The organism is Bacillus sp. FSL K6-2944, from assembly GCF_038005385.1.
In the GTDB taxonomy this organism is placed as follows: Bacteria; Bacillota; Bacilli; order Bacillales; family Bacillaceae_G; genus Bacillus_A; species Bacillus_A cereus.
Genome location: NZ_JBBOTE010000003.1, coordinates 283,544 through 303,938, shown reverse-complemented (window position 1 = coordinate 303,938; position 20,395 = coordinate 283,544). Strand labels below are relative to the sequence as shown.

Genomic DNA, 20,395 nt, shown 5'->3' with positions numbered 1-20,395 from the left:
TTTTTAAATTTTACTAGTTTCATATGCCTCCCATTTGTAAATACTGAGTATATCAAACAGGGGAGGTGAATCTTATGGTCGATCGAAAAATTATTTTAGATACATATAAAAAAGGACCTGAAGCTGTTATTTCTTTATTTGAAGAAACATTTTCTAAGTTAGAAAAACGTATACAAGAACTAGAAAATGCTTCAAAAAAAAACTCCAAAAATAGTCATAAGCCACCTTCTACAGATGGTTTGGGTAAGCCCGTTACAAAAAGTTTGCGCAAACCGTCTCATCGTCAAACGGGTGGCCAGTTGGGCCACAAGGGACATACTCTTGGTTTGACAGCGACTCCAGATCATACGATTACACATTCTCCTACATATTGTACTTGTTGTCATACTTCCTTGAACCACGAGCCTGTAAAAGGGTATCGCATTCGCCAAGTGTATGACTTACCACCTATTCAGATCGAAGTGACAGAACATAAAGTAGAACAGAAAGAATGCCCACATTGCCATTCTATCCAAGAAGCCCAATTTCCTTCGACAGTATCTCGTCCTGTTCAATATGGTCCAAATATAAAAAGACTGATTCCCTATTTAACGCATTATCAATGCATTTCTTTGAAGCGAACAAAAGAATTCTTTCAGGATTGTTTTGGACATTCTATAAGCGAAGGAACCCTGGTAAATCATACACAGGCTTTCGCTTCTCAATTGCAGCCATTCATAAAAGAAGTAAAGGAAAAGATTCTGCAGTCTCCTGTTGTCCATTTTGATGAAACTGGTATGCGTGTAGAAAACAAAACACAATGGTTACATACTGCCAGTACACCGGAGGTGACATTGCAACATATTCATCAAAAACGTGGAAAAGAAGCAATGGATGCTGGAGAAATCTTGCCATCTTTTTCTGGAATTGCGATGCATGATGGTTGGAAATCGTATGATGCGTATACAGATTGTCGTCACGTTTTATGTAATGCCCATCTCTTACGAGATTTACAAGGAATTATAGATAGTACTGGAGAACAATGGGCACAACAGATGCAGAAATTTCTAACGCAAGCGTTGACGATGAAAAAGCAATCCGAAGGTACCATGCCAAAAGCGACGCAAAAGAATCTGTTTATTATGTATCAATCCATATTGAAAGAACAACAGATTCTTTCCACGAAACAAAAGAAGAAAGGAAAGCAGACGCCTTCTCAAAATTTATGGAATCGCTTCGTCAAGTATTCTGACAGAATTCTAGCGTTTTTAGAACATCCAGCCATTCCATTTGATAACAATCAAGCAGAACGGGATATTCGGATGACGAAAGTAAAACAGAAAGTGTCTGGGACTTTCCGAAGTAAGAAAGGCGCAGAATCTTTTTGTCAGATACGAAGCTTTATGAGTACCATGAAAAAACAAAAACAATCGGTCTTACAAGCGATAAACCAAGTCATAGAAACTAGAACGGTTCCTTGGAATAACACGACTTCATAAGAGAATTTCTCTATTTGGCATAGATTCTTTCTCTGATTGGAGTATTTTCTTTTCATGTTTTCGAATCGGAAACATGTATTTGGCCTGTTTTTTTATTTGAAGAAGCTGAGTAGTTACTAAAAAACTATCCACTTTAATAGGTGGATAGTTTTTTATTTATGATTCTTTTAAATCATCCACTAGTTGCTCCGCTAAACGTCTATACATATTACTCATAGTCACGAAGGATGTTAGTAGTAGAAATTTTTCTAGCTTTGTATCTTCTAAGGAAGAAATCTCATTTACTTCTGTAACACGGTTATTTACGTCTTGTTTAAAGCTTTCGACATTGCTTTCAGTAAGAGCAAGATAATTTTTGTATAACGTATTTAATTCGAATGAATCATCATTTAATAAGGAGTCATTTATAGTTTCTAATGAACTTTTTATATCGTTAATGGAGAGAGCTCCCTTTAATTGATAAATTAGGCTAATTAAAATCATATGCTCTTTTGAATACTTTTTATTTTTGATGGGGATGAATAGTTTTCCTTTTGCGTAATTATTAATCATGGTTTTAGTTAATACTTTTTCATCATCAGTTCTCGTTGTATCTGCATAAGTATTCTCAAATAGTTGAACAACTTGATCTACATATAAGTCAACATTTGGAATATCCTCAAGTTTAATGTTTTTTTCTAAATGCAATGTCTCAAGTAATTCATTTATATTTTCCACGTAGAATCCCTCACTTTTATAACTTAGTGGAACTTAATGTTTAATATATCTTTAAATATGGTATTACGAAACAAATGAATTGTAAATGTTGACCTTAAAAAGAAATGTGTATATAATTACATGTAGTTATCAAAACTACATGTAATTATATGAGGGGTGTTATTATGAATGCTTATGTAAGGGAACCGGTTAATGCATTTACTCACTTAGGTGGAGCAATATTATCATTTATTGCCTTATTAGCTATGCTTGTGAAAGTTTCTATCAAGATGCCATCATTTGCTGCAATTACAGCTGTTATTTTGTTTGGTATTGGAATGATGGTCCTTTATACGGCGTCAGCTGTGTATCATAGTGTTGTGGCCAATGAACGTGTTATTTACTTCTTTAGGAAGCTAGATCATTCTATGATTTTTATATTAATTGCAGGTACATATGCACCCTTTTGCTTAATTACATTAAATTCAGCAAGTGGTTTACTATTATTTTGTTTAGTCTATGCAACTGCGATTTGTGGCATTGTATTTAAAATGTTTTGGTTTAATTGTCCAAGATGGTTATCGACAGCAATTTATATTACGATGGGTTGGTTAATTGTGTTATTCTTTGCACCGTTAGCTGAGAATTTAAGTACAGGAGGCATTATTTTCTTAGTACTTGGGGGCATTTTTTATACAATTGGTGGATTTATTTATGGAACAAAGCCAAAATGGTTAGAGTTTAAATATATGGGGCATCATGAAATTTTTCATGTTTTTGTATTATTAGGTAGTCTTGCGCATTTTCTAAGTGTATATTGTTATGTAATTTAATAAAAAAACGCCACATAATAAAAATTATGTGGCGTTTTTTTATTACCTGATTAGAATCGTATATGTTATAAATTTATTATGGGATAAAATGTAAGTTTCTGTGTTCGCATGTTAAACATAGGATAAGAAATATGTGATATACTTTGAGAAGTTTATAATGAATGAAATATGGAGGACTATAATTATGGCAATACTTGTAACAGGTGGAGCAGGATATATTGGTAGTCATACATGTGTAGAATTACTAAATAGCGGTTACGAAGTTATAGTAGTGGATAATCTTTCGAATAGCTCGGTAGAATCTATAAATCGAGTGAAAGAAATAACAGGAAAACAATTTAAGTTTTATAAAGAAGATGTTTTAAATCGCGAAGCGCTTGACGCAATTTTTGAAGAAAATGCAATTGAAGCAGTTATTCACTTTGCAGGATTTAAAGCTGTAGGGGAGTCAGTAGCGATTCCATTAACATATTATCATAACAACATTACAAGCACGTTAGTGCTATGTGAAGTAATGCAGAAACATAATGTAAAGAAGATAATCTTTAGTTCATCTGCAACTGTATATGGTATCCCGGAAACGTCACCGATTACGGAGGAGTTTCCATTAAGTGCAACAAATCCATATGGTCAAACGAAATTAATGATTGAGCAAATTATGCGTGATGTAGCATTTGCAGATGCAGAATGGAGTATCGCATTACTTCGCTATTTCAATCCATTTGGTGCACACGAAAGTGGGCGTATCGGAGAAGATCCAAATGGAATCCCAAATAACTTAATGCCATATGTAACGCAAGTAGCGGTAGGTAAGTTAAAAGAATTAAGCGTATTCGGAAATGACTATCCAACGAAAGATGGAACAGGAGTCCGTGATTACATCCATGTTGTGGACTTAGCAAATGGTCACGTAAAGGCGCTTGAGAAAGTACTGAGTACAACGGGAGTAGATGCTTATAACCTGGGAACAGGTATGGGCTATAGTGTACTAGAGATGGTTGAAGCGTTTGAAAAAGTTTCGGGTAAGAAAGTTCCTTATAAAATTACAGAGCGTCGCCCAGGTGATGTAGCAGTATGTTTTGCTGATGCATCGAAAGCAAAGCGTGAATTAGGCTGGGAGGCAACACGCGGATTAGAAGAAATGTGTGCAGATTCTTGGAAATGGCAATCAAATAATAAAAATGGCTATTTAAAAGTTTAATGATGAATATAAAAAAATGACCTTTGCATAAAAGCAAGAGGTCATTTTTTATTAATTTTATTAGCGAACCTAGAAAAGAACGTTCGCTGTTTTAAATGATGTGATGTAACTACTCAGCCACCTTTCGGTGTCTTTTTTAAATTTTACTAGTTTCATATGCCTCCCATTTGTAAATACTGAGTATATCAAACAGGGGAGGTGAATCTTATGGTCGATCGAAAAATTATTTTAGATACATATAAAAAAGGACCTGAAGCTGTTATTTCTTTATTTGAAGAAACATTTTCTAAGTTAGAAAAACGTATACAAGAACTAGAAAATGCTTCAAAAAAAAACTCCAAAAATAGTCATAAGCCACCTTCTACAGATGGTTTGGGTAAGCCCGTTACAAAAAGTTTGCGCAAACCGTCTCATCGTCAAACGGGTGGCCAGTTGGGCCACAAGGGACATACTCTTGGTTTGACAGCGACTCCAGATCATACGATTACACATTCTCCTACATATTGTACTTGTTGTCATACTTCCTTGAACCACGAGCCTGTAAAAGGGTATCGCATTCGCCAAGTGTATGACTTACCACCTATTCAGATCGAAGTGACAGAACATAAAGTAGAACAGAAAGAATGCCCACATTGCCATTCTATCCAAGAAGCCCAATTTCCTTCGACAGTATCTCGTCCTGTTCAATATGGTCCAAATATAAAAAGACTGATTCCCTATTTAACGCATTATCAATGCATTTCTTTGAAGCGAACAAAAGAATTCTTTCAGGATTGTTTTGGACATTCTATAAGCGAAGGAACCCTGGTAAATCATACACAGGCTTTCGCTTCTCAATTGCAGCCATTCATAAAAGAAGTAAAGGAAAAGATTCTGCAGTCTCCTGTTGTCCATTTTGATGAAACTGGTATGCGTGTAGAAAACAAAACACAATGGTTACATACTGCCAGTACACCGGAGGTGACATTGCAACATATTCATCAAAAACGTGGAAAAGAAGCAATGGATGCTGGAGAAATCTTGCCATCTTTTTCTGGAATTGCGATGCATGATGGTTGGAAATCGTATGATGCGTATACAGATTGTCGTCACGTTTTATGTAATGCCCATCTCTTACGAGATTTACAAGGAATTATAGATAGTACTGGAGAACAATGGGCACAACAGATGCAGAAATTTCTAACGCAAGCGTTGACGATGAAAAAGCAATCCGAAGGTACCATGCCAAAAGCGACGCAAAAGAATCTGTTTATTATGTATCAATCCATATTGAAAGAACAACAGATTCTTTCCACGAAACAAAAGAAGAAAGGAAAGCAGACGCCTTCTCAAAATTTATGGAATCGCTTCGTCAAGTATTCTGACAGAATTCTAGCGTTTTTAGAACATCCAGCCATTCCATTTGATAACAATCAAGCAGAACGGGATATTCGGATGACGAAAGTAAAACAGAAAGTGTCTGGGACTTTCCGAAGTAAGAAAGGCGCAGAATCTTTTTGTCAGATACGAAGCTTTATGAGTACCATGAAAAAACAAAAACAATCGGTCTTACAAGCGATAAACCAAGTCATAGAAACTAGAACGGTTCCTTGGAATAACACGACTTCATAAGAGAATTTCTCTATTTGGCATAGATTCTTTCTCTGATTGGAGTATTTTCTTTTCATGTTTTCGAATCGGAAACATGTATTTGGCCTGTTTTTTTATTTGAAGAAGCTGAGTAGTTACGATGTGATTTTACAATATCTTATGCTAGAAGGTAGTAGAATGAGATAGAGGAATGTATTATTTTATTAATTTTTTATAGAAATTGAAAGCGTATTATTGAAAAGTATTCCAACACTTGTATCATTGATAGAGTCCGTTTATAATCAAGGAATCCTAGTTCATGTTTTGATAGGATTATTTATTATTGAAAGCGTTTTAAGTTCGCTCCTTTTTGAGGTAGGAGGTCTGACTTATTTGAATGAAAAATTATGTATGTAGTTTTAAATGGGAAGAAAAATAATATAAGTATCACTTTATAGTGTGGGGAGGTTAAAAGTGTGAAAGGTAAAGATTTTCACACGAATATATATGGGTTATGTAGGATTATTACTTTCAGGGGCAGCTTTATTTTTAAATAGTCTTGTTATATTAGGGAAAGCAGAGATGAAAAGTGCGGGTGTTTTTAATTTATTTGTGGGTGCACTACAAATTATTATTCCGTTTTATTTGATCATGATTTCTGACCAAAGCAATTGGACAGTGTATTCATATGCGGCTACTTTCTTATTTGGATTAACTTATTTATATGTAGGTGTTACTTTTATAAAAGGAATGGATAGTAGTGGTCTAGGATGGTTTTGTATTTGGGTAGCAATTATAGCCTTATTCTATATGGTTGTTTCATTTGTTCAATTCCATGATGTTGTTAATGCGTTAACGTGGTTTATGTGGGCATTACTTTGGTATTTATTCTTTGTATTAAATACACAAAAGAAGAACATTAATCAATATCTTGGAAGGATTGCCTTCGTACAATCATGGGTAACATTGACTTTACCTTCACTCTTTTATTTTATGGGAGTGTGGGGAGAGGGATTTGTATATGAACTATGGGTTTATGTATCAGTAATTTCTATTTTGTACTTCTGTTATTGTATTTATAAATATCGAGTACGTTAATATATTTTCTGTAGAAAAGCATGGAATCGTTAAACGAATTCCATGCTTTTTATATGTTGGCACTTATAATAGAGAGGTAGTATTTTACAATTTGCTAAAATGGGGATGATGAAGTTGAAAAAAGTATTGGTGCTAGGGGGAACAAGATTTTTTGGTAAACATTTAGTAGAAGCACTTTTGCAAGAGGGGCACGATGTAACGATTGCGACGAGGGGAGTTACTGAAGATTCTTTTGGTAGCGCAGTAAAAAGAATAATTATTGATAGAGAAGATGGAAAGCTACTAGAAAAGTGTCTAGAAGGAAAAAGTTATGATATTGTATACGATAATTTATGCTATAGCTCGAATGCAGCGAAGATAACATGTGAAGTGTTACGAGGGAAAACGAAGAAATATGTTATGACATCTTCAATGGCCGTCTATGAACCTGCCCTAAGCTTATCAGAAGAAGACTTTAATCCGTACGATTATGCAATCGCGTATGGAGATAGGAATGACTTCAATTATGGTGAAGGAAAGAGATTAGCTGAAGCCGTTGTATTTCAACAAGCAACATTCCCAGTTGTTGCAGTTCGTTTTCCAGTTGTTATTGGAGAAAACGATTATACGAAAAGGTTACAATTTTACGTTGAATGTATTGTGAACCAAAAACCTATCGTTGTGGATCATGTAGATGGAACTTTGTCATTTATACATGAAAAAGAGGCAGGAGAGTTTCTAGCTTGGTGCGGAATGGAAAATGTGAAAGGGCCAATTAACGCCTGTAGTAACGGGGTAGTTTCTACGGAAGAAATTATTCATTTCATAGAAGAGAAGACAGGAATAAAAGCACTCATTCAGAAAGCTGGGGAAAATATAGCTCCTTATAATGAGGTAACTAACTGTACATTACATAATGGAAAGGCTCGTGAATTCGGATTTTTGTTCCGAGAGCTGAAACTAGAAATGAAAAATGTTTTAAAACATTATATAAATACAATGAAGTAATCATAAATCCCCCGGTGGCAATCCGGGGGATTCTGGAGGATTTCGACAATACTGATTTTACATTACCAAATTTACCTTATACGTACGACTAATGTTTTTGTGATTGAATTGCTTGTAAATACTTCTCGTTTACTTGGTCCCAGTTTACTGTATGCCACCAGTTGGTAACAAACTCTGGGCGCCTATTTTGATACTTTAAATAATAAGCATGTTCCCATACATCAATTACGAGTAAGGGGATTTTCCCTTCTTGCAAAGGCGTATCTTGATTTGGTGTACTCATAACAGAGAGTTCCTCACCGTCAAGAACAAGCCATCCATAGCCACTTCCAAAACGACTAATAGCTGCTTTGGAAAGTTGATCTTTTAAGTTGTCAAAGGTATTGAAATAATAATCAATTACTTTTGCAACGTCTCCATTAGGCTCACCGCCACCTCGTGGGCTCATCACTTCCCAAAAAAGACTATGACAATAGTGACCGCCACCGTTATTTCGTACAGCTGTAACAATTTCCTTCGGTAAAGTATCTAAATTACATAGCAATTCTTCTAAAGATTTATTATGTAATTCAGTATAATTTTCTAAAGTAGCATTTAAATTGTTTACGTATGTCGCATGGTGCTTTCCATGATGAATGGAAAGTGTATTGCTATCAATATGTGGCTCTAGTTCATCATAGTCATATGAAAGCTTTGGCAATTGAAATGAAGACATAACATTACCTCCTCGTATATTAATATTTAAGCCCTATTACAGGCTTAGATTTTCTTCTTAATAAGAGCCCTATAAATAAAAATACTTGGACGTCTCAAGATATTTCTAGATAATGATTGTAGGATCATTTGGGACAATTCTTTCACCTCCTGTGGATTTACCACATTTGAAGAGTGTTTCTCAGTGAACGTGCGGGACTCCCTACTCGCAGGCTGAGCAGCCTGCCCCTCGAACCTAGATGATAGTAGCTCTAGGGCGGCTTTCGATTCAGGACTAGCTCTCATACACGAGGTTGTTGGTCGGCGTACACACTAGAGATATCTCGAGACGTCCAAGAAATGATTCTAATATAGAAGGGAGGTCTCTTACATGAGATTATTTGTTGGTTTAGATGTAAGTTCGTTTGATATGAAAGTTTGCTTTTTAAATGGTGATGGAGAAAAACTGGATTCTTTTTCGGTCAGTAATGACCTACCAGGAGCTACTACACTCAAAGAAAAATTATTACAGTGTGTTGCAGGGAAAGAGGTCGACATCCTTAAGATTGGCCTAGAATCCACCTCTGTTTACAGCTTTCATCCTTCTATGTTTCTTCACCATGATATAGATTTACAGCGTTTTGGAGCAAAAGTATTTCTCCTAAACCCAAAGCAAGTCGCAAATTTTAAGAAAAGCTATTCTGACATGAATAAAACCGATGAGATTGATGCCTATGTCATTGCTGATTACTTACGATTTGGCCGCAATCAAATGTCTATCGTAAAAGAAAGCCAGTACGTGGCACTGCAGCAATTAACTCGATCACGATACCAACTTGTCAAAATGTTAACGAAAGAAAAACAACACTTTCTTCAACACCTAAGTTTTAAATGTAATACATTTTCACAAGAGGTGGATACTTCCGTATTTGGTAGCGCCATGACAGAACTATTTCTTGAAAAATTCAGCTTAGAGGAACTAGCTAATATGCCTTTAGAAGAACTCGCTGAGTTCCTACAGGAAAAAAGTCGAAACCGTTTTGGTGATCCAAAATGCGTAGCAGCATCCATTCAAAAAGCTGTGAAAGCTTCTTATCGCTTGGATAAGGTTGTAGAAGATTCAATAGATGTCATCTTAGGTACATCCATCGCAGTCATTCGTACGTTTCAACAGCAAATCAAGGAATTAGAAAAGTCTATTAAAAAAATCATGGCTGGTTTGACCCAAACACTTGAATCTATTCCTGGAGTAGGTCCTGTTTTCGCTGCCGGTATCATTGCTGAAATTGGCCAAATCGAAAGATTTGACGATGAAACAAAAATAGCCAAATACGCTGGATTATACTGGCGAAAGCACCAATCTGGTCGTTTTACAGCTGAAGATACTTCATTATCCCGTACAGGTAATCATTACTTGCGTTATTACTTAGTTGAAGCCGCCAATTCAGTAAGAAAGCATGTATCAGATTATCAAGAGTATTACGTGAAAAAATATAATGAAGTACCAAAACATCAACACAAACGTGCACTCGTTCTAACCGCAAGAAAATTTGTGCGATTGGTGGATGCGCTACTACGTAGCCACCAACTTTTTACGCCTGGAAGGTGTGTGAAAGAATGACATAAATTTTTGTCATCGCTACCTTTCATTATTTTCCAGTAAATTACATTCGTTACTGGTTTAGTTTCGTGATGCCTTTTTTAAACAAATTGACCTTTGGCAACTTTAAACTTTGTTATTTCTCAGTTGACATACTACCGCAGGTCTTTCTATTTAAAAAGTTGGTCTAGGTAAAAATACTTTACCTGAGTCAAAAATACACCCATTTTCCATATAAGTCAATAGTAAGTCCATTAATTTTCTGAAAAATATTACAATAAAAGTAACACTCTCACTTTCATTTGTGACTCCTATCCTTTTTGCTTATACTGTAAAGTAGCAGGGTTTTGTTGAAATAGAAGGAGATTGTTTATGAGTAAAACGAAACAATTAATAGAAGAAGCAAGTAATTTTATTACGATTTGTTATAAGGAGCTTCATAAAGAACAATTGATAGAAGAACGTATAAAAGAAATTCAAATTGAGATAGAGAAGACAGGGACATATGAGCATACATTTGAAGAACTTGTTCATGGTTCACGAATGGCATGGCGTAACAGTAATAGATGTATTGGAAGACTATTTTGGAGTAAGATGCACATATTAGATGCGCGCGAAGTAAATGATGAAGAGGGTGTATATAATGCATTAATTCATCATATTAAATATGCAACGAACGACGGGAAAGTTAAACCAACCATTACGATTTTTAAGCAATATCAAGGTGAAGAAAATAATATAAGAATTTATAATCACCAATTGATTCGATATGCAGGATATAAAACAGAAACGGGAGTGATTGGTGATTCTCATTCCGCTACATTTACGGACTTTTGTCAGGGGCTTGGTTGGCAAGGAGAAGGTACGAATTTCGATGTATTGCCACTTGTGTTCTCTATAAACGGGAAGGCACCTACATATAAAGAAATTCCGAGAGAAGAAGTAAAAGAAGTGCCAATTGAACACCCAGAATACCCTATTTCATCACTTGGAGTGAAATGGTATGGTGTTCCAATGATTTCAGATATGCGTTTAGAAATTGGCGGTATTTCTTATACAGCCGCTCCGTTCAATGGATGGTATATGGGAACAGAAATTGGGGCGCGCAACTTAGCAGATCATGATCGTTATAATTTACTTCCGGCTGTTGCGGAGATGATGGATTTAGATACATCGAGAAACGGTACCTTATGGAAAGATAAGGCGCTAATTGAGTTGAATATTGCCGTACTACACTCCTTTAAAAAACAAGGAGTTAGTATTGTTGATCACCATACTGCTGCACAACAATTTCAGCAATTTGAGAAGCAAGAAGCTGCTTGTGGTCGTGTTGTAACAGGTAATTGGGTATGGCTTATTCCGCCATTATCTCCAGCTACCACTCACATTTATCATAAACCGTATCCGAATGAAATTTTGAAGCCAAATTTCTTTCATAAATAATATTTAGTGCAGTTTTTTTCTGCAAAATATATTTTTTTTAATTACTGTTATGTAGCAAATGGAAGCCTTTACTCTCGGTTATTTTTGGAAGAGGCTTTTTGAACCAAGGAGTACCTTATGTTATAATCAAATTTCTGTTTCGAAGACCTTATAGAAATATAAGGTCTTTTGTTTTGCTTTTTTATGTAAGAGGAAGAGAATTTTTCTTTTTAATAAGGGATTTGGCATATTTTTAGGGACAACATAAGTATGTGGGAAGTCGATAAAATGTTATGCATATATAATTATTATGTTTTAGGTTTAAACAATAAAACATAATAAAGTTGTTTTTTTAGATTGCTGAGGAAGGAGGAAGTATAAATGAGGATGAAGAGTCGAAAAACTGATTGGCCTGTATTTATTATTAGTGGTGGTTCACTTTTATTATTTGTAATTGCAGTTTTTTTGAACAAGGATTATGTAGAGAGTGCGATTAATAAAAGTTTCGCTTTTTCAATTAAATATTTCGGTGCCTTCTGGCAAGTTTTATTATTAGGTACATTTATTGTTGCGATGTGTATGGCTTTCTCCAAATATGGGAGAGTTAAGCTTGGGGGATTAGAAAAACCTGAGATTAGTACGGCAAAATGGCTTGCTATTATTATGTCTACATTACTTGCTGGAGGTGGCGTTTTTTGGGCAGCAGCAGAGCCAATGTATCATTTGATGACGGTGCCACCAATACATGATGGTATATCTGCTGGAACGAAAGAAGCAGTCATGCCTGCTTTAGCACAAAGTTATATGCATTGGGGATTTTTAGCATGGACGATTTTAGGTACAATTAGTGCGGTAGTTATGATGTATGGACATTATCATAAAGATATGCCGCTAAAACCTCGAACACTTTTATATCCTATTTTTGGGGAAAAATTAAGAAAGAGCCTGCTTGGAACGATAATTGATGCAGCTGCAATTATTGCAGTAGCTGCAGGTACAATTGGCCCAATTGGATTTTTAGGTTTACAAGCAAGTTATGGATTACAAGAATTATTTGGAGTTTCTGATGTGTTTACTACTCAATTAGCAATTATTGTTTGTGTGGTGGCCGTGTCTACCATATCGGCAGTAACAGGTATTGATAAAGGGATTCAAATTATAAGTAATTTAAATGTTAGATTAGCAATTGTGTTAATGGCATTCATATTACTATTTGGGCCAGGTGGATTTATTATTGATTCGTTTGTTTCTTCGTTTGGATTTTATGTAAATGAGTTTATACCGATGAGCACATACCGTGGTGATACAAGTTGGTTAGGATCTTGGACAATCTTTTTCTGGGGATGGTTTATTGGATACGGACCAATGATGGCAATTTTAGTGAGTCGAATTTCAAGAGGGAGAACGATTCGAGAAATCATCGTTGCAATTGGAATTATCGCACCTATTATTACAACATTTTGGTTTACTATATTAGGTGGATCAGGCGTGTTTTATGAGTTGATGAATCCTGGGTCTATCTCGGACGCATTAAGTGAATCTGGTATGCCGGCAGCTATGATTGCAATTACAGGGCAATTGCCACTTTCTAATATTATTGGACCAGCATTTCTTTTATTAACAATTTTATTTGTAGTGACAACAGGAGATTCAATGGCGTATTCTATTTCAATGGCAGTGACTGGAGACGGAGATCCTAGAATTAGTTTGCGAATTTTTTGGTCGCTTATTATGGGCGCAGTTGCAGCAATTCTTTTATATATGGGTGAAGGAAGTATTAATGCGCTACAATCGTTTATCGTGGTGACGGCAGTTCCGGTATCAATTTTGTTATTCCCAATGCTATGGTTAGCGCCTAAAGTTGCGGGAGAATTAGCATTAAAACAAGGTATTGTAAAAGAAGAAGATAAAACTGCATTCTTATTTCAGAAGGCTAGTAAATCAAAATAAATAAAAACGTAAAAGAGGAAGCATCTTAAATGAGATGCTTCCTCTTTTACGTTTAATCTAATACTTTTCCCTTTGTTTCTGGTACACATAGTAGCATTGTAATTAACCCGATTGGGTAGATGATAAAAATCAAGGACAATGCTCCAAGTAGGTTGCCAGCTGTAGCAAGTAAGCCAATAATAACAGGCCCAAATCCAGCTAACCCACGTCCTGTACCGAAAATAAAGTTTTCGGCGGTAGAGCGAGCTTCAGCAGGATAGTTTTCAGCTAAAATTGCTCCAAATCCTCCCATCATTCCATTTGCAAAGAATCCAAGCAATGCACTTCCCCATAATAATAATGTTGAATCTGTGAATAAGAAGAAGTAAATGAGACAGTATACTGTACCGCCAATATAATAGATTGCAAAAGTTTTACGGCGACCAATTTTATCAGCTAGAATACCAAAGATTGCAATTCCAATTAGCATACCGATGGTAGAAATGAACATCCAGCCACTTGCTTTTGCTAATGTATAGTTATATTTATTTGCTAAAATAGTGGGCATCCATGTGAAGATTCCGTAATATCCGAAGTTTTGGATGAACGACATAATAATAAGACCAATTGTTGTAATTGTTACTTTTTTATTGGTAAATAACTTTCGAAGTGGAAATTTTTTTATATGTTTTAGTTGTTCTGCTTCAGTAGTTGTTAATTTACCTGCAGCTTCTTTTTGCAATAGTTCCTTTTTGTAGCGTTGTTTTTGCTCCCATATTTTCGGTTCACTTAAACTTTTACGGACATAGACAGCTAGTAAAGCTGGAATTAATCCAAATAAGAAAACGGCTCTCCATCCAAAGTGTGGGACAATAAATGCTGGAAGGAGTGAAGCAATCAGTACACCAAATTGCCATCCAAGTGCAACAACAGATGTCGCTTTAGCGCGCATTTCTTTAGACCATGTTTCTGTTACGATGGCCATTCCGATTCCGAATTCACCACCAACTCCCATTCCAACTAAAAAGCGCAGAATTAATAATTGCCAGTAGTCTGTTGCGAAATAAATGAGTGCGGTTGCTAGTGAAAACAGTAAGATTGTGAAGGCCATTGTACGAATACGGCCAAATAAATCAGCAATAAATCCAAATAAATAAGAACCAATTAACATTCCTATTGTGGTAGCTAAAGTTAAGTTTCCACCTTCAACAGGACTTAAGTGAAACTCTTTTAAAATATAGACAAGTACGAAAGATAATAGCAACATATCTAAACCTTCTGCTGCATATCCTAGCGCAGAACCAAATAATGTTTTATATCTTTTCGCTTTTGTCTCCTCTGTTGTTTGTTGTACATCAGTAGTGACGTTCATTATTACTCCTCCTTATTTTCTACAGTCGCTATGGAAGAATAACAAAAGGCCTTCTCACCTGATATGATGAGAAGGCCAAAAAAGCATACGTATCCCCAAGAAAAGAACATACGTATATTGTATTCCGACTTCCTTCTCAACCTCACGGGGTTGGGTTAAAGGACTGTATTATATTACTTTATTTTTAGCACTCTTCTATATGTATTGTCAAATAAAGAGGAAGTTATTATGTGTAAAATATTTCAAAAAACATTTCGTTCTTCTTGACGCCGACTTCATTATTTTCCCATAATAAAACTAACTAAATAAAAAGGAATGAATCAAAGATGCTAAATTTAGTACTCATGATGATTGAACGAGTCGGACTTATAGTTATTTTAGGATTTTTACTCTCTCATATTAAAACTTTCAGACGCCTCCTTCATAAACAGGATGGCTATGTAGATAAGCTTAAGCTTATTTGTATTTTTTCGGTATTTACAATTGTAAGCAATTACACTGGGATTGAAATAGCAGGAAATACGATTATGAATGAAAATTGGTTACAAGGTGTTTCATCATCGAGTACCATTGCAAATACACGTATTATGGGTGTTGGAATTAGTGGATTGCTTGGTGGTCCTATCGTCGGAATTGGGGTAGGATCAATTGCTGTTATTCACCGTTATATGCTTGGAGGGACGACAGCTCTAAGTTGTGCAATCTCTTCAATTTTAGCAGGCGTTATAACTGGTTATATCGGATACATTTTTAAAAAATATAACCGTACAATTACCCCTAAGTTTTCAGCGATTTTAAGTGTTTTTATCGTTTCTTTAGAAATGATTATGATCCTATTAATTGTAGAGGATGGAATGAGCATTGTGAAAACAATTGCGATACCAATGATCCTTGTAAATAGTTTTGGAAGTTTTATTTTACTTTCTATGATACAAGCTATTTTGCGTCAGGAAGAGAACGCAAAGGCACTTCAGACTCATAAGGTATTACGTATTGCAGATAAAACGTTACCATATTTTCGCCAAGGCTTAACAGAAGAATCGTGTAAGCATGTGGCACAAATTATTCACCGCTTTACAGGAACAGATGCGGTATCCTTAACAGATACAGAGAAAATATTAGCTCATGTTGGATTAGCATCAGATCACCATATTCCGTCACATAGTTTAATAACTGGTTTGTCGAAAGAAGTGTTACACACAGGGAAAATAATGAAAGCAAAATCACGTGAGGTTATTAATTGTCAACATGAAGGCTGCCCTTTGCAAGCGGCGATTGTTATTCCACTAACTTCACATGGAAATACAATAGGGACATTAAAACTGTATTTCAAAAATCCTAACCAGTTAAGTCGTGTGGAAGAGGAATTAGCAGAAGGATTAGCAAAAATATTCTCTACACAACTTGAATTAGGTGAAGCTGAGTTGCAAAGTAAATTATTGCAAGATGCGGAAATAAAGGCATTACAAGCACAAATTAACCCGCATTTTTTATTTAATGCGATTAATACAGTATCAGCTTTATGCCGAACAGATGTAGAAAAAGCAAGGAAGTTATTATTACAGCTTAGCGTATATTTCCGATGTAATTTGCAAGGGGCACGTCAGTTATTGATTCCACTAGAACAAGAATTAAACCATGTACAGGCATATTTATCCTTAGAACAAGCAAGGTTCCCAAATAAGTATGAGGTAAAGATGTATATTGAGGACGAGCTAAAGACAACTTTAGTACCACCATTTGTTCTTCAACTATTGGTTGAAAATGCATTGCGACACGCTTTTCCGAAGAAGCAACCAGTATGTGAAGTAGAAGTGCATGTTTTTGAAAAAGAGGGTATGGTTCATTTTGAAGTAAAAGATAATGGGCAGGGAATTGAGGAAGAACGTTTAGAACAATTAGGAAAGATGGTAGTTTCGTCAAAGAAAGGGACTGGAACAGCTTTATATAATATTAATGAACGTCTTATTGGATTATTTGGAAAAGAAACGATGCTTCATATCGAAAGTGAATTAAATGAGGGGACAGAGATTACTTTTGTTATTCCAAAAAAAGTAGGGGAGGAAGAGCAGATTGTTAAAAGTATTAGTAGTTGACGATGAAATGTTAGCACGTGATGAACTAAAGTATTTATTAGAGAGAACGAAAGAAGTTGAGATAATTGGTGAGGCTGATTGTGTGGAAGACGCATTAGAAGAACTAATGCAAAGTAGACCAGATATTGTGTTTTTAGATATTCAATTATCCGATGATAACGGATTTGAAATCGCCAATATATTAAAGAAGATGAAAAATCCACCTGCAATTGTATTTGCTACTGCCTATGATCAATATGCACTGCAAGCATTTGAAGTAGATGCGTTAGACTACATTTTAAAACCATTTGATGAAGAGCGTATTGTGCAGACATTAAAGAAGTATAAAAAACAAAAACAATCGCAAATAGAAACGAAGCACGAAATAAAGGGGACAGATGTAACAGTAGAGATGCATAAATTAGCATTACCAATTGAAGAATCAATCGTACTTGTTAATATTGAAGATATTGTATATGTAGGACTTGTGGACGGAAAAGTGACAGTAAAAACAATGAGGGAAACATATGTAACACACGATACACTTGTGATTTTGGAAAAGAAGTTGCCGCAAGTAAGTTTCATGCGTGTTCATCGTAGCTTTATTGCAAATATTAATCATATTACTGAAATTCAGCCATGGTTTAACTCTACTTATAATTTAATTATGAAAGAAGGATCAAAAGTACCTGTTAGTCGTACATATGCAAAAGAACTCAAGAAGCTGCTTCGTATTTAAGAAGCAGCTTTTGTATTTCATCCTTTTATATTTGTAACTGATTCTGTATATTTGACATTCCGTTATGTAAACGCTTACTTAGGCGGTTATATCCTATACAATAAAGGTACCAAATCGAAAGAGGTGGCCAAAATGAGTACGAAAAAAGTATATAGTTTCTTATCACAAGCATTCATATTCTCAGCTATTATGTTAATTTCTAATATTATTGCAACACATTTACCAATTCCAATGCCTTCATCGGTAATCGGGTTAGTTATTTTATTTAGTCTATTATGTTTAAAAGTTATTAAATTGGAGCAAGTTGAATCACTCGGAACAGCTTTAACAGGTATTATTGGATTCTTATTCGTCCCATCAGGTATTTCAGTTATTAATTCTCTTGGTGTAATGGGACAATACTTTGTACAAATTTTAACTGTAATTGTTGTAGCAACAGTTATTTTACTCGCTGTAACAGGATTATTTGCACAATTTATTTTAGGAAAAGATGAAAAAGAAACAGAAGATACAAAAGAATTGAAAGTAGTAAATAAAGGACGCAAGCACGGAAAGGTTGCGTAACCATTGTATTTATATATTGTTGGGAGGTAATGAACATGGCAAGCACAATGACTCCATATTTCGGAATCGTCGTTTCATTAATCGCATACGGAATCGGAACATTATTATTCAAGCATTCAAAAGGGTTCTTCCTATTTACACCATTATTCGTGGCGATGGTATTAGGGATTGTATTTCTAAAGGTAGGTAACTTTACTTTTGAAGAATATAATACTGGCGGAAAAATGATTAGTTTCTTCTTAGAGCCAGCAACAATTGCATTCGCTATCCCACTATATAAACAAGTTGATAAGTTGAAAAAATATTGGTGGCAAATTTTATCAGCTATCGTGGTTGGATCTATTTGCTCAGTAATTGTCGTGTTCATTGTTGCAAAAGCAATCGGTTTAGATACAGCAGTAATGAATTCAATGCTACCACAAGCAGCAACAACAGCAATTGCGTTACCAATTTCAGAAAGTATTGGTGGTATTCCAGCAATTACATCGTTTGCAGTTATTTTCAACGCAGTTATCGTATACGCATTAGGAGCATTATTCTTAAAAACATTTAGAGTGAAACATCCGATTGCAAAAGGTTTAGCACTTGGAACAGCGGGTCATGCATTAGGAGTTGCAGTAGGAATTGAAATGGGTGAGGTAGAGGCAGCGATGGCAAGTATTGCTGTAACGGTAGTTGGGGTTGTAACAGTAGTTGTCATCCCAATGTTCATGCCATTCATTGGATAGTAAAACTTACTTAAAAAATAAGAAAAGCAAGCTATTTGTAGGACAGATTTCTACTGATAGCTTGCTTTTTATGTTACAGTAGTGGTAAGACCTATTAAAAAATGTAAGTTTCCTTAAATCTTCATTAATACTATGTAGAATACGTTTTGAATTAGGTCATTGTATTGTAAAATAAGAAGTAGGCTACTATATACCTGGTAAGGTAGGCATATAATGAGTTTATAAAAATCTTAATATGAATGAATAATTAAAAGTAGAAAAGAGAGAGAAATCTACTTATTAACGTTTTAGTTTATAGGACAGGAGAGAGTATTCGTCGATTATGCAAATAAAAAACCTGTTTCAAAGCAAAGGATTCCAGAGGTTACTCGTATTAGTAATACTTGCTCTCGTGTTATACGGGCTGCAAAGTATGTTGAATTTAATATTAATTACGTTTATTCTCACGTATTTAATGGATCGATTCCAAAAGTTTATTTCACGCAAATTAGATCATTTCATGCCTATTAATCGAAAAATTATTATAGCGTTTCTATATGTAATGTTAATTGGTGGAATTGCTATTACGCTATTTAAATATTTACCAGTATTGACGATACAAATTTCACAACTGATTTACCAATTCAATGTATTTTTAAGAAACCCACCAGATAGTGAACTAATTAAGTATGCAGTTAATGCTGTCAATCATATGGAGCTTTCTAAATATGTAGGACAAGGCGTAGACATTTTGTATAAATCGATTACGAATGTTGGTAAATTTGGCCTTCAAGTTTTACTTTCTTTAATTTTGAGTTTGTTTTTCTTATTAGAAAAATCTCGTATTGTCGGTTTTACTGCAAAGTTTAAAGAAAGCAGGCTTGCAATTTTCTATACTGAAATTGAGTACTTCGGAAAGAAATTTGCACGTTCATTTGGAAAGGTAATCGAGGCGCAATTTTTAATTGCTGTTGTTAACTGCGTTCTTTCAGTTATCGCATTATGGATATTAGGATTCCCGCAATTATTAGGTTTAGCGTTAATGATTTTCTTGCTTGGCTTAATTCCAGTAGCGGGGGTTATCATTTCGTTATTCCCACTTTGTATGATTGCTTACAATATTGGCGGTATCATGTACGTTGTTTATATTTTGGTTATCGTAACAGTGATTCATGCGCTTGAAAGTTACGTATTAAACCCGAAGTTTATGTCGCAAAAAACAAATTTACCGATTTTTTATACATTTATGGTATTAATCTTCTCAGAACACTTCTTAGGTGTATGGGGATTAATTATCGGTATTCCAATCTTCATCTTCTTATTAGATGTTTTAGATGTGACAAGTGATGAAATGGAGAAGGATGTTGGAAAAAATAAAGTGAAGTAAAGAAAAAGCATCGATGTTCGGTGCTTTTTCTTTTATAATATGATG

At 35.1% G+C, this 20,395-nt stretch carries 17 protein-coding genes; 14 read left to right on the top strand and 3 right to left on the bottom strand.

The annotated features are described in order from the left end of the window. The first annotated feature begins 74 nt into the window (after positions 1-74). The gene (tnpC, locus tag MHH55_RS27990; RefSeq protein WP_100910632.1) at positions 75-1,478 is read left to right on the top strand and encodes an IS66 family transposase; all 1,404 of its coding nucleotides are present in this window, start codon (positions 75-77) and stop codon (positions 1,476-1,478) included. Positions 1,479-1,634: 156 nt separating this feature from the next. Here the strand turns inward: tnpC (MHH55_RS27990) and MHH55_RS27985 are convergent, their stop codons facing one another. Further along, the gene (locus tag MHH55_RS27985) at positions 1,635-2,195 is read right to left on the bottom strand and encodes a DUF1836 domain-containing protein (RefSeq protein ID WP_000427879.1); all 561 of its coding nucleotides are present in this window, start codon (positions 2,193-2,195) and stop codon (positions 1,635-1,637) included. Between the two features lie 164 nt (positions 2,196-2,359). Here MHH55_RS27985 and trhA point away from each other — a divergent pair, with 164 nt between their 5' ends. The 5 genes from trhA to MHH55_RS27960 all read left to right on the top strand — a co-directional run bounded on the left by trhA (position 2,360) and on the right by MHH55_RS27960 (position 7,862). Further along, positions 2,360-3,007 (top strand): PAQR family membrane homeostasis protein TrhA, encoded by a 648-nt coding sequence (gene trhA, locus MHH55_RS27980; RefSeq protein WP_000995363.1) that lies wholly within the window; start codon positions 2,360-2,362, stop codon positions 3,005-3,007. Between the two features lie 184 nt (positions 3,008-3,191). Beyond that, the gene (galE, locus tag MHH55_RS27975; protein ID WP_000996541.1) at positions 3,192-4,208 is read left to right on the top strand and encodes a UDP-glucose 4-epimerase GalE; all 1,017 of its coding nucleotides are present in this window, start codon (positions 3,192-3,194) and stop codon (positions 4,206-4,208) included. 207 nt (positions 4,209-4,415) lie between these two features. Further along, positions 4,416-5,819 carry an IS66 family transposase gene (gene tnpC / locus MHH55_RS27970; RefSeq protein ID WP_100910632.1) on the top strand — a complete coding sequence of 468 codons (1,404 nt, stop codon included), beginning with the start codon at positions 4,416-4,418 and terminating at the stop codon, positions 5,817-5,819. Positions 5,820-6,284: 465 nt separating this feature from the next. Then, entirely contained in the window at positions 6,285-6,875 is a 591-nt protein-coding gene (locus MHH55_RS27965; RefSeq protein WP_000542569.1) for an AmiS/UreI family transporter, read from the top strand. 99 nt (positions 6,876-6,974) lie between these two features. After that, complete coding sequence (locus MHH55_RS27960; RefSeq protein WP_002195968.1) at positions 6,975-7,862, top strand: NAD-dependent epimerase/dehydratase family protein; 888 nt, start codon at positions 6,975-6,977, stop codon at positions 7,860-7,862. An 88-nt stretch (positions 7,863-7,950) separates the two neighbouring features. Here the strand turns inward: MHH55_RS27960 and sodA are convergent, their stop codons facing one another. Continuing rightward, complete coding sequence (gene sodA / locus MHH55_RS27955) at positions 7,951-8,577, bottom strand: superoxide dismutase [Mn] (RefSeq protein WP_000094042.1); 627 nt, start codon at positions 8,575-8,577, stop codon at positions 7,951-7,953. A gap of 369 nt (positions 8,578-8,946) precedes the next feature. Here sodA and MHH55_RS27950 point away from each other — a divergent pair, with 369 nt between their 5' ends. From MHH55_RS27950 to MHH55_RS27940, 3 genes are all read left to right on the top strand, one after another. Continuing rightward, the gene (locus tag MHH55_RS27950; RefSeq protein ID WP_340880302.1) at positions 8,947-10,176 is read left to right on the top strand and encodes an IS110 family transposase; all 1,230 of its coding nucleotides are present in this window, start codon (positions 8,947-8,949) and stop codon (positions 10,174-10,176) included. 351 nt (positions 10,177-10,527) lie between these two features. Beyond that, entirely contained in the window at positions 10,528-11,598 is a 1,071-nt protein-coding gene (locus tag MHH55_RS27945) for a nitric oxide synthase oxygenase (protein ID WP_000047627.1), read from the top strand. A gap of 360 nt (positions 11,599-11,958) precedes the next feature. Continuing rightward, positions 11,959-13,527, top strand: coding sequence for a BCCT family transporter (locus MHH55_RS27940; protein ID WP_001242445.1), 1,569 nt, complete (start codon positions 11,959-11,961; stop codon positions 13,525-13,527). Between the two features lie 52 nt (positions 13,528-13,579). On the opposite strand, the gene MHH55_RS27935 is transcribed toward MHH55_RS27940, so the two are convergent. After that, complete coding sequence (locus tag MHH55_RS27935; RefSeq protein ID WP_078187558.1) at positions 13,580-14,878, bottom strand: MFS transporter; 1,299 nt, start codon at positions 14,876-14,878, stop codon at positions 13,580-13,582. 326 nt (positions 14,879-15,204) lie between these two features. On the opposite strand from MHH55_RS27935, the gene lytS reads away from it, so the two are divergent. The 5 genes from lytS to MHH55_RS27910 all read left to right on the top strand — a co-directional run bounded on the left by lytS (position 15,205) and on the right by MHH55_RS27910 (position 20,350). Continuing rightward, positions 15,205-16,974, top strand: coding sequence for a two-component system sensor histidine kinase LytS (gene lytS, locus MHH55_RS27930; protein WP_078187557.1), 1,770 nt, complete (start codon positions 15,205-15,207; stop codon positions 16,972-16,974). Next, positions 16,952-17,692, top strand: a complete 741-nt coding sequence (locus MHH55_RS27925) for a LytR/AlgR family response regulator transcription factor (RefSeq protein WP_000921843.1) — start codon at positions 16,952-16,954, stop codon at positions 17,690-17,692. The genes lytS and MHH55_RS27925 overlap by 23 nt, the downstream gene beginning before the upstream one ends. Before the next feature lie 132 nt (positions 17,693-17,824). Further along, positions 17,825-18,256, top strand: coding sequence for an antiholin-like murein hydrolase modulator LrgA (lrgA, locus tag MHH55_RS27920; protein WP_000104901.1), 432 nt, complete (start codon positions 17,825-17,827; stop codon positions 18,254-18,256). A gap of 35 nt (positions 18,257-18,291) precedes the next feature. Then, entirely contained in the window at positions 18,292-18,984 is a 693-nt protein-coding gene (gene lrgB, locus MHH55_RS27915; protein WP_000168869.1) for an antiholin-like protein LrgB, read from the top strand. Between the two features lie 322 nt (positions 18,985-19,306). After that, complete coding sequence (locus MHH55_RS27910) at positions 19,307-20,350, top strand: AI-2E family transporter (protein ID WP_001166010.1); 1,044 nt, start codon at positions 19,307-19,309, stop codon at positions 20,348-20,350. Positions 20,351-20,395: the final 45 nt, after the last annotated feature.

Excerpts from the sequence above, each read along its gene's own strand:
- lytS (WP_078187557.1), top strand. The coding sequence starts at position 15,205 with ATGCTAAATTTAGTACTCATGATGATTGAACGAGTCGGACTTATAGTT.
- lrgB (WP_000168869.1), top strand. The coding sequence starts at position 18,292 with ATGGCAAGCACAATGACTCCATATTTCGGAATCGTCGTTTCATTAATC.
- tnpC (WP_100910632.1), top strand. The coding sequence starts at position 4,416 with ATGGTCGATCGAAAAATTATTTTAGATACATATAAAAAAGGACCTGAA.
- tnpC (WP_100910632.1), top strand. The coding sequence starts at position 75 with ATGGTCGATCGAAAAATTATTTTAGATACATATAAAAAAGGACCTGAA.
- galE (WP_000996541.1), top strand. The coding sequence starts at position 3,192 with ATGGCAATACTTGTAACAGGTGGAGCAGGATATATTGGTAGTCATACA.
- MHH55_RS27945 (WP_000047627.1), top strand. The coding sequence starts at position 10,528 with ATGAGTAAAACGAAACAATTAATAGAAGAAGCAAGTAATTTTATTACG.
- MHH55_RS27935 (WP_078187558.1), bottom strand. The coding sequence starts at position 14,878 with ATGAACGTCACTACTGATGTACAACAAACAACAGAGGAGACAAAAGCG.
- lrgA (WP_000104901.1), top strand. The coding sequence starts at position 17,825 with ATGAGTACGAAAAAAGTATATAGTTTCTTATCACAAGCATTCATATTC.
- MHH55_RS27910 (WP_001166010.1), top strand. The coding sequence starts at position 19,307 with ATGCAAATAAAAAACCTGTTTCAAAGCAAAGGATTCCAGAGGTTACTC.
- trhA (WP_000995363.1), top strand. The coding sequence starts at position 2,360 with ATGAATGCTTATGTAAGGGAACCGGTTAATGCATTTACTCACTTAGGT.
- MHH55_RS27960 (WP_002195968.1), top strand. The coding sequence starts at position 6,975 with ATGGGGATGATGAAGTTGAAAAAAGTATTGGTGCTAGGGGGAACAAGA.
- MHH55_RS27940 (WP_001242445.1), top strand. The coding sequence starts at position 11,959 with ATGAGGATGAAGAGTCGAAAAACTGATTGGCCTGTATTTATTATTAGT.
- MHH55_RS27950 (WP_340880302.1), top strand. The coding sequence starts at position 8,947 with ATGAGATTATTTGTTGGTTTAGATGTAAGTTCGTTTGATATGAAAGTT.
- MHH55_RS27965 (WP_000542569.1), top strand. The coding sequence starts at position 6,285 with ATGGGTTATGTAGGATTATTACTTTCAGGGGCAGCTTTATTTTTAAAT.
- sodA (WP_000094042.1), bottom strand. The coding sequence starts at position 8,577 with ATGTCTTCATTTCAATTGCCAAAGCTTTCATATGACTATGATGAACTA.